Raw genomic sequence first — 12,311 nt, forward strand, 5'->3', positions numbered from 1 at the left:
GCGGTTGTCGTACGTTACGTGTCATGGCGATCAGTGAGCTGCCCAACTCCCGCACCGAGGCGGACGGTTCGGCCGTCCTCCGGGTCCTCAGCTACAACGTGCGCTCGATGCGCGACGACGAGGACGCCCTCGCCCGGGTCATCCGGGCCTGCGCCCCGGACCTCGTCTTCGTCCAGGAGGCCCCGCGCTTCTTCCGCTGGCGCAAGCACGCCGCCCGGCTCGCGGCCAAGAGCGAGCTCGTCATCCTGAGCGGCGGTGCCACCGCGGCCGGGCCCATGCTGCTCTGCTCCCTGCGGGCCACCGTGGAACGCACCGAGGACGTGCTGCTGCCGCTCACCCCCGGCCTGCACCGGCGCGGCCTCGCGACCGCCGTCGTCCGCTTCGCCGGGGCCCGGGTCGGGCTCATCAGCTGCCATCTGAGTCTGCGCGAGGACGAGCGGTACGCCCAGGCCGGGATGGTCCTCGACCGGGTCGGCGCCCTGGGGACCCCGCACGCCCTCGTCGCCGGGGACCTCAACGAACGGCCCGAAGGCCCCGCCTTCCGCCGTCTGGCGAAGGAGCTCCAGGACGGCTGGGAGGTCAGCCCCTGGGGAGGCGCGAACACCTCGACCCCCGCCGATCCGCACCAGCGGATCGACGCGATCCTGGCCACCCCGGGCGTCGAGTTCCTGGGCTGCGGGGTGCCCACGGACCTCGACCCCGCGGACCTGCGGGCCGCCACCGATCACCTTCCGGTGCTGGCGGCGGTCCGCGTCCCGGCACTGCCCTGAGGGCCGCACCGCCGGTGGCCCGGGCCACCGGCGGCAGGAGGATCAGACGACCGCGCCGCGGCCCGGGTCGTCGAAGCCGTCGTCATCGTCGTCGTCGCGCTTCATGCGCCCCACCAGGGTCGCGAAGCCGCCCAGGAAGCCGCCGATGCAGAGCGTGGTCAGCCACCAGGTCATGTCCCACTGGAGGAGGACGGCGAGCAGCATCAGCACCGGGCCGCCGACCACGGCGAGCCAGGCGAACTTGGTCGTCGTGTCCGCCTCGGGCAGCGGGGGCGGCTCCGGCGGCACGAAGTGGCCCTCGTCGGAGCCGCCGGGGGCGTCCTCCGGTTCGGTGGGTGAGTAGTCCCGGGGGCCGGAGGGGCGCACTCCGGGCGCGAAGACGACCGAGCTGCCGAGCGCGGGGCGCTCGGGACCGGCCTCCGGCTCCTCGTCCGACCCGGGCTCCTCGGAGGCCTCCGGGGCGGTCTCCCCGGTCGTCGGCCTCGGCTTCCAGGGCGTGCCCTTTCCGACGGTCGGCCCCGGCTTCACCGGCCGGACCTCACCGGCGCCCTCGCCGTCGTCCTCGCCCTCCGGCTCCGGAAGCGACAGGTTCTCGACCGTCCGGAACGGCTTGGCCCCCGGCGGGTCCACGGGCTCCTCGCCGTACCCCGCGACGATCGCGGCCCAGGCCGCCTCCTCGTCGATGGGCTGCGGCTCCCGCCCGCCGCCGTCCTGCTCCTCAGCCACCGCTCCTGCTCCCCTGTTCGTCGACCAGACCCGGGGCGAGACGCTCGACGAAGGCCAGGCTCTCGTCGAAGATCCGCTCCGCGTCATGGTCCAACGTCGCGACGTGGTAGCTCTGTTCCAGCAGGATCTCCTGGACGTCCGTCGAGGAGATCCTGGAGAGGATCCGGGCCGAGTCGACCGGCGGCACGACATGGTCCTGAGGGCTGTGGAGCAGTACCACCGGCTGTGTGACCTGCGGAAGCTCCGCGTCGACGGTCCGGAAGAACTCGCGCAGGGAGTGCGCGGCGTGCAGCGGCACCCGGTCGTAGCCGACCTCGGTCACGCCCTCCTTGGCGATGTCGCTGGCGATGCCCTTGGTCGAGGGGACCAGATGACGGGCGACCGGCAGCGCGTACGCCGCCAGGCCGTGCACCTTGTTCCCCGGGTTGACCAGGACGATGCCCTTCACGGCGTCGCCGTGCCGCGCGGCGAGCCGCAGGGTCAGCGCCCCGCCCATGGAGAGGCCGAAGACGAAGACGGTCGCACACCGCTCCAGGAGCTCGCTCAGCGCCCGGTCCACCTCCGCGTACCAGTCGTGCCAGGTGGTGAGCTGCATGTCCTCCCAGCGGGTGCCGTGGCCGGGCAGCAGCGGCAGTGACACCGTCAGGCCGCGCTCGGCCAGATACTCGGCCCACGGGCGCAACGACTGCGGGGAACCGGTGAATCCGTGACAGAGAAGGACGCCGACCTCTCCGCCTTCATGGCGGTACGGCTCGGCTCCGGGAAGGACCGGCACCGGGGTCTCCTGTTCGCTCGACTTCGCGTTCGCCTTCGGGTGCGCCTTCGGGGGCGCCGCAGCGACGGAAAATGGGGAAGGACCTTCACGGTACGCGACCGGACCGACACCGACCAGGGCCGTAGCGGGGGCCGTACCCCGGTACGGGATAAAGTCGTCGCGACGGCACACGGAAGGCATGGCGAGTTGATCTACGGCGCAATGAAGTTCTCCCTCGGAGGGTCCCTGAAGCTTGCCTTCCGGCCCTGGGTGGAGGGTCTGGAGAACATTCCCGCCGAGGGGCCCGCGATCCTGGCGAGCAACCACCTGTCGTTCTCCGACTCCTTCTTCCTGCCCGCCGTGCTCGACCGCAAGGTCACCTTCATCGCCAAGGCGGAGTACTTCACCTCGCCGGGTGTGAAGGGCAAGCTCACCGCCGCCTTCTTCAAGGGCGTCGGCCAGCTCCCGGTGGACCGTTCGGGTGCCCGCGGCGCGGGTGAGGCGGCCATCAAGGCCGGTATCGAGGTCATCGAGAGCGGCGGCCTCTTCGGGATCTACCCCGAGGGCACCCGTTCGCCCGACGGACGGCTCTACCGGGGCAAGCCCGGCGGTCTCGCGCGCGTGGCCCTGGCCACCGGCGCGCCGGTGATCCCGGTCGCCATGATCGACACCGAGAAGATCCAGCCGCCCGGCAAGGTCGTCCCCAAGCTGATGCGCCCGGGGATCCGGATCGGCAAGCCGCTGGACTTCACCCGCTACCAGGGCATGGAGGGGGACCGCTTCATCCTGCGCTCGGTGACCGACGAGGTCATGTACGAGATCATGAAGCTGTCCGGCCAGGAGTACGTCGACATCTACGCGACCGCCGCCAAGCGGCAGATCGCGGATGCGGAGAAGGCGGCCAAGGAGGCCGTCAAGGCCGAGATCGCGGCTCGGGAAGAGTCCGGCGCGTAGGCGTTCCCGTACGGGACGCCCGGGGGTGGGGGAGATGGCCAAGCGCGAGCGTGTCGTGCGCATGTCGGTCGAGCAGCCGTTGTGGCGGGCACTGACCGGCTACCGCGTCGGGACGATGATCTACGCGGTCCTGCTGTTCGTCTTCGGCCGGGAGGGGTACGAGCGGCCCTGGATCGCGGTCTCCTATCTGGCGGTGATGAGCGTCTGGACCCTCGCCACCCTCCCCAGGGTGGCGAACGCGGCCAGCTGCACCAAGCGCTTCCTCGGCGCCGACCTCACCGTCGCCCTCGTCGGCATCCTCCTCACCCCGCTCGCCGACGCCCAGGCCCAGACCGTCGACGGCCCCACCCTCCCGACGATATGGACCGCCGGATCCGTCCTCGCGTACGCGCTCAAGGGCGGCTGGCGCTGGGCCGGCTTCGCCTCCACCGCCGTCGCCGCCGCCAACCTCGTCGAGCGCGGCCACCCCAGCCGGGACACCCTCCACAACGTCCTGCTCGTCTGGGTGGCCTCCATCGCCATCGGATACGTCGTCGAGGTCGCCCGCGCCTCCGAGCGCACCCTCGCCCGCGCCCTGGAGATCGAGGCCGCCACCCGCGAGCGGGAGCGGCTCGCCCGCGACATCCACGACAGCGTCCTCCAGGTCCTCGCGATGGTGCAGCGGCGCGGCACGGCGATGGGCGGCGAGGCCGCCGAGATCGCCAGGATGGCGGGGGAGCAGGAGGTGGCGCTCCGTACGCTCGTCGCGGGCGGTCTCACCCGGCCCAGCCTGGTCTCGGAGGACGAGTCCGAGGGTGCCGTGGTCCGCGTCGTCGACGTGGACGACGAGCCGGACGACGACACCCCCGTCGACCTGCGCCTCCTGATCGCCCCGCGCGCCGGGGCGAAGGTCACCCTGTCCGAGCCGGGTGCGCCCGTGCTCCTCGCGCCGCCCGCCGCCCGAGAGCTGGCCGCCGCCGTCGGTGCCGCCCTGGACAATGTCCGGGTGCACGCGGGCGAGGACGCCCAGGCCTGGATCCTCGTCGAGGACTGGCCGGACGAGGTGATCGTGACGGTCCGGGACGACGGCCCCGGCATCCCGGAGGGCCGTCTCGCGGAGGCCTGGGGCGAGGGCCGGATGGGGGTCGCCCTCTCCATCCGGGGGAGACTGCGGGATCTGGGCGGCTCGGCCGAGCTGATCTCGGTCCCGGGCCAGGGCACGGAAGTCGAGTTGAAGGTTCCACGGGGGAAGGCAGGACAGGAAAGATGAGCGAGCAGCAGGCCGAGCAGCAGCGGATCAGGGTGATGGTCGTCGACGACCATCCGATGTGGCGGGACGCGGTCGCCCGCGACCTGGCCGAGGCGGGCCTCGACGTGGTCGCCACCGCCGGCGACGGCGAGCAGGCCGTCCGCCGCGCCCTCGCGGTCACCCCCGACGTCCTCGTGCTGGACCTGAACCTGCCGGTGAAGCCGGGCGTCCAGGTGTGCAAGGAGCTCGTCGGCGGCCTCGCCGGACTGCGCGTCCTGGTCCTCTCGGCGAGCGGCGAGCACGCCGACGTGCTGGAGGCGGTGAAGTCCGGCGCCACCGGCTATCTCCTCAAGTCGGCCAGTACGGAGGAGCTGATCGACGCCGTGCGGCGGACCGCGGCCGGCGACCCCGTCTTCACCCCCGGCCTCGCCGGACTGGTCCTCGGCGAGTACCGCCGGCTCGCCTCCGAGCCCGCCCCGGCGGCCGGCGGCGACGAGCCGAAGGCCCCGCAGTTGACCGAGCGCGAGACGGAGGTCCTGCGGCTCGTCGCCAAGGGGCTCAGCTACAAGCAGATCGCCGAGCGCCTGGTGATCTCGCACCGCACGGTGCAGAACCACGTCCAGAACACCCTCGGCAAGCTCCAGCTGCACAACCGGGTGGAGCTCGTCCGGTACGCCATAGAGCGCGGCCTCGACGACGCCTGAGGCGCCGGGCGGCAGGCACCCGACCCCAGGCGCGCGGTAGGCCGGGCGCCGCGACGGGATGGGTCGTATATTCGCGAGGATCGCGCATATCCGGCCCATCACCGTCATCGAGGGGAATCCCGTGGAAATCCTGGCATTCGGCGTGCAGGCGGACGAGAAGCCCCTGATCGAGAAGGCCTTCGCGGGACACCACGACGTCCGCTGTCTGAGTGTCTTCCTCACCGAGGACACCGCCCCCATCGCGGCCGGCTACGAGATCGTCTCCACCAGTGTCAACGCCGTCCTGGACCACCGTGTCCTGCAGACCCTCGCCGCCGGCGGGACGCAGCTGATCGCCCAGCGCTCCACCGGCTTCAACAACATCGACCTGGAGGTCGCCGAGCGTCTCGGCCTCACCGTCGCCCGGGTCTCGTACTACTCGCCGTACTCCGTCGCCGAGTTCGCCTGGACCCTCGCCATGGCCGTCAACCGCCGGATCGTCCGCGCCTCCAACCGGACCCGCGACTTCGACTTCCGCCTCGACGGGCTGATGGGGCGTGACCTGCGGGGCCGTACCGTCGGCGTGCTCGGCACCGGCAAGATCGGCGAGGCGTTCACCCGGATCGCCCACGGCTTCGGCATGACCCTCCTCGGCTGGGACATCGCCGAGAACCCCGCCTGCGTCGGACTCGGCATGAAGTACGTCGAGAAGGAACGGCTCTTCGCCGAGGCCGACCTGATCAGCCTCCACGTACCGCTGCTGCCCGCCACCCAGCACATCATCGACGCCGCCGCCCTCACGTCCATGAAGGACGACGCCATCCTGGTGAACTCCAGCCGCGGCGGCCTCATCGACACCGAGGCGCTGGTCGTCGAACTCCGGGCCGGACGCTTCGCGGGCGTCGGCCTCGACGTCTACGAGGCCGAGGCCGGGCTCTTCTTCCTCGACAAGTCCCTGGAGGTCGTCGAGGACGACACCCTGGCCCGGCTGGTCACCTTCCCGAACGTGGTGGTCACCTCCCACCAGGCGTACTACACCGAGGACGCGGTCGGCCAGATCATCGACACCACCGTCCGGAACGTCCTCGACTACACCGCCGGCCGGCGCAGCGAGAACGTCCTGGTCCCCCGTACCCCGACCCCGTCCATGTGACCGAATCGCTACAGCTCCGCCCTCCGGACAACCTCACCGGAGCCCCCTCCCTCCTGCAACGTGACCAGGCAGCGCGGCCGTTCGGACCGCGCGCCGACTTCTTGCGGAATCACAGGTTCGTGGGGGATCAGATGTTCTCGTTCGTCAGGCGCGGCTCCGTCGTCGCGCTCACCGCCGTCGCCGCCGCCGTCGCCACGGCCGCCGTCACGGCGACTCCGGCCGCCGCGATCCACGGGGGCCGGGGCACCACCGTGGTGGACCACCCGTACGCCATGCTCATCCAGACCCCGGAAGGCGTCCAGTTCTGCGGCGGGACCCTGGTGGCACCCACCAAGGTGCTCACCGCCGCCCACTGCGTGGACGACGCCGCGGTCCCGCGCGACCTGCTCGTCATCGGTGGCCGCACCGACCTCGGCAGCACCAAGGGGACCGTCCGGCACATCGCCTCGATCAAGGTCCACCCGAAGTGGGGCGACGGCACGTTCGCGTACGACGCCGCCGTCCTCACCCTCGACGGGCCGATGCCGTACGCGACGATGCCGCTCGCCGGGCCGAAGGACTCCGCCCGCTACGCCTCCGGCACGAAGGCGAAGACCGTCGGCTGGGGCCGCACCGACCGGACGACCCTCGCCACCCGGCTGAAGGCGGCCGAGCTGCGCCTCGCGCCGCTCAAGAGCTGCGAGCCGTTCACCGATCCCACCGACTCCGCCGCCCTGAAGCTGTGCGGGACCTCGGCGTCCGGCGCCCCCGACAGCGTCTGCAAGGGCGACTCGGGCGGGCCGCTGGTCGCGGGCGGGAAGCTCGTCGGCATCGTCTCCAGCGGCAACAAGTACTGCGACGACCAGTACCCGGCGTCCGTGTTCACCCGGGTCGACGCGATCGCCAAGGGCCTGAACCTGCCGGTGTCCTGAACCGGCGGGCCCGCGAACCCGCCGGCACCGGCGGGTTCGCGGGCGGGCCTGGGAGCCGTCGTCCCTCAGACCAGTACGCCGGCGAGGAGCGAGGCCGTCAGGGCCGCGCCCTCCGTCGTCAGCACCGACTCCGGATGGAACTGCACCCCCGCGAAACCCGGCCCGCGCAGCGCGTGCACCTCGCCGGTCTCCGTGTCCCGGCTCACCTCGATCCGGTGCAGCGCCAGCTCCGTCGCGGTCCGGTCGTCGCAGCGGGCGGTGAAGCTGTTGTAGAAGCCGACCGTCCGCTCCTGCCCGAAGAGGTCGATCCGCAACTGGGCCCCCTGGAACGGGGTCCGCTTGCGGACGATCTCCAGGCCCAGCTCGGCGGCGATCAGCTCGTGCCCGAGGCAGACACCCAGAAGGCCGTGCCGGTGTTCCCGCACCAGCTCGGCCGTCAGAGCGCGCAGGAAGCGCATCTTCGGGTCGGCGGCGTCCGAGGGGTTGCCGGGACCGGGACCGAGGACCACCGGCCCCTCGTGGGCGAGCGCCAGCTCGCGCAGCCCCGGCTCGTCGTAGCGGAGCACCGACACGTCGAGGCCCGAGGAGCGCAGGACGTGCGCCAGCATCGCCGTGAAGGTGTCCTCGGCGTCGATCACCAGCGCGCGGCCGGCCAGTTCGGCCGACCTGACCTGCATCTTCAGCCAGAACGGCGCGAGGTCCGCCCGCCGCGCGTCCAGGGCGGCCCGTACCCGCGGATCGTCCGCGAGGGCCACGGAGGCCGGTGCGGCCCCGCCGGCCGGCCGGCCTTCCCTCACCCCGAGCGCGGTGAGCACCCCGGCCGCCTTCGCATGGGTCTCGGCGACCTCGCCCGCCGGGTCGGAGTGCCGTACGAGCGTGGCGCCGACCGGCACTCGGAGGTGCCCGTCGGAGGCGATGTCGGCCGTACGGATCAGGATGGGGGAGTCCAGGGTCTGCGCGCCGCTCTCGTCGGTGCCGAGCAGGGCGAGGGCGCCCGCGTAGTAGCCGCGCCCACCCACCTCATGACGCTCGATCACCCGGCACGCGTTCTGCACGGGCGAGCCGGTCACGGTCGCCGCGAACATCGTCTCCCGCAGCACCTCCCGCACGTCCAGGCTGGAGCGGCCCCGCAACTCGTACTCCGTGTGCGCGAGATGGGCCATCTCCTTCAGCCGCGGACCGACCACCACCCCGCCCATGTCGCCGACCGTGCACATCATCTTGAGCTCCTCGTCGACCACCATCGACAACTCCTCGGTCTCCTTGCGGTCGGCGAGGAAGGCGAGCAGGCCCTCGGTGGTCGGGGCGGCCCCGGCCGGGTAGCGGTACGTGCCGCTGATCGGGTTCATGACGACCGTGCCGCCCGACATCCGTACGTGCACCTCGGGGCTCGCCCCGACCAGCGTCCGGTCGCCGGTGTGCACGACGAAGGTCCAGTACGCGCCCCGCTCACCGGCGAGCAGCCGCCGGAACAGGGCGAGCGCGTCGGCCCGCCCGAAGCCCGGGATCTCCCCGGTGTACGTACGCCGGATGACGAAGTTCGCGCCCTCGCCGGAGCCGATCTCCTCGTCGATGACCCGCCGCACGATCCCCGCGTACTCCTCGTCGGAGACGTCGAAGCCACCGCCCTCGACGGCCACGTCGTGCGCGGGGAGCTGCCTCAGGGCCTCCGCGAGCGGCAGCTCGTACGTCTCGTCGGCGACGAGCACCGAGAGCGGGGTGCCGTCGTCCCGCACGTCGAAGCCGCGCTCCCGGATCTGCCGGAAGGGCACCAGGGCGAGCGTCGGCAGCGGGCTCACGGGCAGCTCCGCGAGGCGCTCGGCCTCGTGGACCCGGCCGATCAGCACCTCGACGGTGTCGTGGTCACGGCCGGGAGTGCGGCGGCGCAGCAGGGCGAAGGGCGGGCAGGAGGGGTCGAGGAGACGGGAGAGGTCCACGGGGTCCATGGGTGTGTCGTTCCTTCCGGGGAGGAGTACGGAGAGGAGGAACGGCCCCGGGTACGAGAAAAGGCCGCCCCTCGGGCGGCCTTCGCGTGTCAGTCGGTGTACGCGCGATCAGTGGGCCGCCGGATGAGCGGTCCACCACCAGTTCTGGATCTGCGGCGCGAACATGCGAGCACTGTAACCCAGCGGGACACGCGAACGGGGCCCGTTCCACACCGCGGACGGTGTGGAACGGGCCCCGTGGCCGTGTTGCCCCGATCAGACGATCAGGTTGTAGATGCCCCAGCCGCCACCGACGCGGACGCGGGTGGCGTACGGGTTGGGGTAGCCGTTCGTGTTCTTGTAGAACCACAGGTCACCGGCGGCATCCCGGGCGATCAGGTCAGGCTTGCCGTCGAGGTCGAGGTCGCTCGGGCCGACCATGACGTTGTAGGCGTTCCAGCCGCCGCCGACCTGGCCGCGGGTGGCGAACGGGTTCGGGGAGGCGCCGGTGTTCTTGTACAGCCACAGCACGCCGGTCTTGTCGCGGGCGATCAGGTCGGGCTTGCCGTCCCCGGTCATGTCACCGGTGCTGATCAGCTCGTTGTAGATGTTCCAGCCGCCGCCGACCCGGACACGGGTCGCGAAGGGGTTCGGGGAGGCGCCGGTGTTCTTGTACAGCCACAGCACGCCGGTCTTGTCGCGGGCGATCAGGTCCGGCCGGCCGTCGGCGTTCATGTCGCGAGCGCCGAGGAGCTTGTCGTACACGTTCCAGCCGGCGCCGACCCGAAGGCGGCTCGCGAACGGCGCGGAGGGGTTGCCACTGCCCCGGTAGTACCAGAGCACGCCGTCCTTGTCCCGGGCGACGGCGTCGCCGGTGCCATCGGCACGGAGCGCGGTCATCGGGGTGATCGTGTTGTACGCGTCCCAGCCGGGGCCGACCCGGTACCGGTTCAGGAACGCGCCCTTGCCGGTGCCCTGGTACTGCCAGAGGACACCGGAGGCGTCACGGGCGAGGACGTTGTAGCGGTCGGTGGCGTTCACCGCCGGGGCCGGGGCGGACTCGACGACGTCCGAGGCCTTCACCCACGCCATGCGGTGGTTGTAGCGGATCGGGATGTACATGTCGGTGCCGACGACGTTCGTCTGGGCGGAGCCGAAGTAGTCGTCGCCCTTGACCGCCGGGCCGGCCTTCACGTACGCGGCACCACTGCCGAAGGAGTACTTCGACAGGTAGTTGGGGTTGTCCGTGGGGGCGGTGACGCCGTTGGTCCCGGGGTACGCCGAGGCCTCGGGGAAGGACCGGCCGTAGATCAGCGGGGTCTTGCCGGGCGCGGGCACGAGGACCCGCTGCGTGCTGTCCTTGACGACGGACGTGTACTGGCCGCCCGGGTTGTAGAACCAGGCCTTCTGGCCGCGGTACCAGATGGCGGTCCAGTTGGTCTTCACCTCGGCGACGACGTAGGTGCCGCCGGCCGGGACCTTGTTCGCCCAGTTGGAGCCGTACTGCCAGCCGTCCGAGAAGTACGGATCGGTCAGCGCCTTGGCCTGGTCGGCCACGGGCTCCGAGTACAGGTAGCCGAAGTTCACCGGCAGCGGGGCGGTCGTCTTGACGACCACCGTCTTGTCGGGGAGCTCCTCCCTGTACTTCATCGGCTGCTGGTTCGCCGAGGTGAACGGCGGGACGACGCGGACCAGCTGGCCGGCCTTGAGCAGACCGCCGGCACCGCCGGCACCGGTCGGGGCGCCGAGGAGGGACATGTAGTGGTTCCAGTCCCAGAACGGACCGGCGTCCCAGTGCATCCCCGCGACCTTGGCGTTGACGTGGCCCGCGATCTCGTCGTGGCCGATGACGTGCTCACGGTCCAGCGGAATCCCGTACTGGGCGGCGAGGAACTTCACCAGCTTGGCGGAGGACTCGTACTGGGGCTCGGTGTACCAGTAGCCGTCCCGGATGGCGAAGCCCTCGTGCTCGACGCCGATGTCGTGCATGTTGTCGGACCAGTTGCCCGCGTGCCACGCGATGTTCTTGTTCTCGACCATCTGGGTGACCAGACCGTCGTTGGCGCGGATCAGATAGTGGGCACTGCCCTTGGCGGTCGCGCTCTGGAAGGTCTCGATGGTGCCGTCGTAGCTGCCCTCGGTGTCGTGGATGACGATCCGGCTGATGTTCAGCTGCGTGCCCTTGGCACGATTGGCGAGGGTGTAGTTCCGCTGTCCGGTGCTCGGAACCTCCGCCGGACGGAAGTCGCAGACGAGGCCGGTGGGCGGGCACTCGGGGGTCGGGAGCGCCGTGGTGCTCGCGAAGGTCGCGGCCAGCGGCACGTTCGACGGCTTGACCGGCTCGACCGCCGGGTCCGCCGGCAGAGCGACCGACTCGCCGTCCGTGGTGAGCGCCCGCTCGCCCGTCTCGATCGACTCGAAGACGCGCTTCGCGAAGAGGTCGGCGCTCTTCTTGTTCGACGACTGGCTGTAGCGCGCCACGGCCGGGTACCAGACACCCGGGTCGTCGGAGAGCTCGGCGCCGGCCTGCTTCTGGTACTCGGCGAGCAGCGCGGCACCGGCGCGGATGGAGGCGGTGGTGTCGTTCTGGACGGCCTCGGCGGAGCTGCCGATCAGACCGGCCGCCTTGTCCAGGGTGTGCAGCCGCGGGTCGTCGGTGTCGACGGTCTCCTTCGGCAGGGCGGCCAGGGCCTTGGCCTTGTCGAACGTTTTTTCGATCTCGGCCTTGCCGCTCGCGTTCAGGTGCGCGAGGCGCTCCTCGTCGGTGGGCTGCTCGATGTCCTCGGCGTCGACGTCCGTCAGACCCATGACGTTGTACGCGCCGGTCGTGCTCGGCAGCCCGTCGTGCGACTCCCACCGCGTCTGCCGGTACGACACCGCCATCAGCACGCTCTGCGGCACATCGAATTCCTGCGCCGCGTTTGCGAACTGTGTCTGGAGGGGGACATCCTCAGTAGCCTTGGTGTCGCCCGCCGCGCCGAGGAGGCCCGGTGAAGCGACCGCGATGGTGCCGATCGTGGCGGTGGCGACGACTGCGGCCGCCGCTCCGTACAAGAGTCGTCTCTTCCTGCGGTCCCTGCGGTGCCCTTGGGTCACGCCCACCCCTGTGATTCGACTGTTTAAAGTGAAACGGGCCAGAGGGTAACACCACTCGATCGTGTGAATATCGGCGGGTGACATTCCGGGTGCGCGTCTCAGCCACTGGGC

General features: G+C 71.3%; 11 protein-coding genes. 6 read left to right on the top strand and 5 right to left on the bottom strand.

The features are described 5' to 3' along the window. Nucleotides 1-23: 23 nt before the first annotated feature. Complete coding sequence (locus OG259_RS29980) at nt 24-770, top strand: endonuclease/exonuclease/phosphatase family protein (RefSeq protein ID WP_328945087.1); 747 nt, start codon at nt 24-26, stop codon at nt 768-770. A 42-nt stretch (nt 771-812) separates the two neighbouring features. Here OG259_RS29980 and OG259_RS29985 read toward each other — a convergent pair whose 3' ends face one another. Both OG259_RS29985 and OG259_RS29990 read right to left on the bottom strand, forming a co-directional pair. Beyond that, the gene (locus OG259_RS29985; protein WP_328945088.1) at nt 813-1,496 is read right to left on the bottom strand and encodes a hypothetical protein; all 684 of its coding nucleotides are present in this window, start codon (nt 1,494-1,496) and stop codon (nt 813-815) included. Then, nucleotides 1,489-2,271 (bottom strand): alpha/beta hydrolase, encoded by a 783-nt coding sequence (locus OG259_RS29990; RefSeq protein ID WP_328945089.1) that lies wholly within the window; start codon nt 2,269-2,271, stop codon nt 1,489-1,491. Before OG259_RS29990 ends, OG259_RS29985 begins: the two co-directional genes overlap by 8 nt. Nucleotides 2,272-2,472: 201 nt before the next feature. Between OG259_RS29990 and OG259_RS29995 the strand changes: the two genes are divergently transcribed. The 5 genes from OG259_RS29995 (at nt 2,473) to OG259_RS30015 (ending at nt 7,179) form a co-directional block, all read left to right on the top strand. Beyond that, the gene (locus OG259_RS29995; RefSeq protein ID WP_015032987.1) at nt 2,473-3,204 is read left to right on the top strand and encodes a lysophospholipid acyltransferase family protein; all 732 of its coding nucleotides are present in this window, start codon (nt 2,473-2,475) and stop codon (nt 3,202-3,204) included. Between the two features lie 34 nt (nt 3,205-3,238). Then, entirely contained in the window at nt 3,239-4,453 is a 1,215-nt protein-coding gene (gene macS / locus OG259_RS30000; RefSeq protein ID WP_328945090.1) for a MacS family sensor histidine kinase, read from the top strand. Beyond that, the gene (locus OG259_RS30005) at nt 4,450-5,136 is read left to right on the top strand and encodes a response regulator transcription factor (protein ID WP_328945091.1); all 687 of its coding nucleotides are present in this window, start codon (nt 4,450-4,452) and stop codon (nt 5,134-5,136) included. Before macS ends, OG259_RS30005 begins: the two co-directional genes overlap by 4 nt. Nucleotides 5,137-5,257: 121 nt before the next feature. Then, the gene (locus OG259_RS30010; protein WP_328945092.1) at nt 5,258-6,268 is read left to right on the top strand and encodes a 2-hydroxyacid dehydrogenase; all 1,011 of its coding nucleotides are present in this window, start codon (nt 5,258-5,260) and stop codon (nt 6,266-6,268) included. A 131-nt stretch (nt 6,269-6,399) separates the two neighbouring features. Continuing rightward, nucleotides 6,400-7,179, top strand: coding sequence for a S1 family peptidase (locus OG259_RS30015; RefSeq protein ID WP_328945093.1), 780 nt, complete (start codon nt 6,400-6,402; stop codon nt 7,177-7,179). Nucleotides 7,180-7,244: 65 nt separating this feature from the next. Here OG259_RS30015 and OG259_RS30020 read toward each other — a convergent pair whose 3' ends face one another. From OG259_RS30020 to OG259_RS30025, 3 genes are all read right to left on the bottom strand, one after another. Beyond that, on the bottom strand, nt 7,245-9,125 hold the full coding sequence (locus OG259_RS30020) for an anthranilate synthase family protein (RefSeq protein ID WP_328945094.1): 1,881 nt from the start codon (nt 9,123-9,125) through the stop codon (nt 7,245-7,247). A 108-nt stretch (nt 9,126-9,233) separates the two neighbouring features. Further along, complete coding sequence (locus OG259_RS41810) at nt 9,234-9,290, bottom strand: trp operon leader peptide (protein WP_071892416.1); 57 nt, start codon at nt 9,288-9,290, stop codon at nt 9,234-9,236. Nucleotides 9,291-9,380: 90 nt separating this feature from the next. Continuing rightward, nucleotides 9,381-12,158, bottom strand: a complete 2,778-nt coding sequence (locus tag OG259_RS30025) for an N-acetylmuramoyl-L-alanine amidase (protein WP_328945095.1) — start codon at nt 12,156-12,158, stop codon at nt 9,381-9,383. Nucleotides 12,159-12,311 lie beyond the last annotated feature (153 nt).

It is taken from the genome of Streptomyces sp. NBC_00250 (assembly GCF_036192275.1).
GTDB lineage: Bacteria > Actinomycetota > Actinomycetes > Streptomycetales > Streptomycetaceae > Streptomyces.

What these genes read in the sequence shown, in the direction of transcription:
- OG259_RS29980 (WP_328945087.1), top strand. Translation starts at nt 24, where the DNA reads ATGGCGATCAGTGAGCTGCCCAACTCCCGCACCGAGGCGGACGGTTCG.
- OG259_RS29995 (WP_015032987.1), top strand. Translation starts at nt 2,473, where the DNA reads ATGAAGTTCTCCCTCGGAGGGTCCCTGAAGCTTGCCTTCCGGCCCTGG.
- macS (WP_328945090.1), top strand. Translation starts at nt 3,239, where the DNA reads ATGGCCAAGCGCGAGCGTGTCGTGCGCATGTCGGTCGAGCAGCCGTTG.
- OG259_RS30005 (WP_328945091.1), top strand. Translation starts at nt 4,450, where the DNA reads ATGAGCGAGCAGCAGGCCGAGCAGCAGCGGATCAGGGTGATGGTCGTC.
- OG259_RS30015 (WP_328945093.1), top strand. Translation starts at nt 6,400, where the DNA reads ATGTTCTCGTTCGTCAGGCGCGGCTCCGTCGTCGCGCTCACCGCCGTC.
- OG259_RS30020 (WP_328945094.1), bottom strand. Translation starts at nt 9,125, where the DNA reads ATGGACCCCGTGGACCTCTCCCGTCTCCTCGACCCCTCCTGCCCGCCC.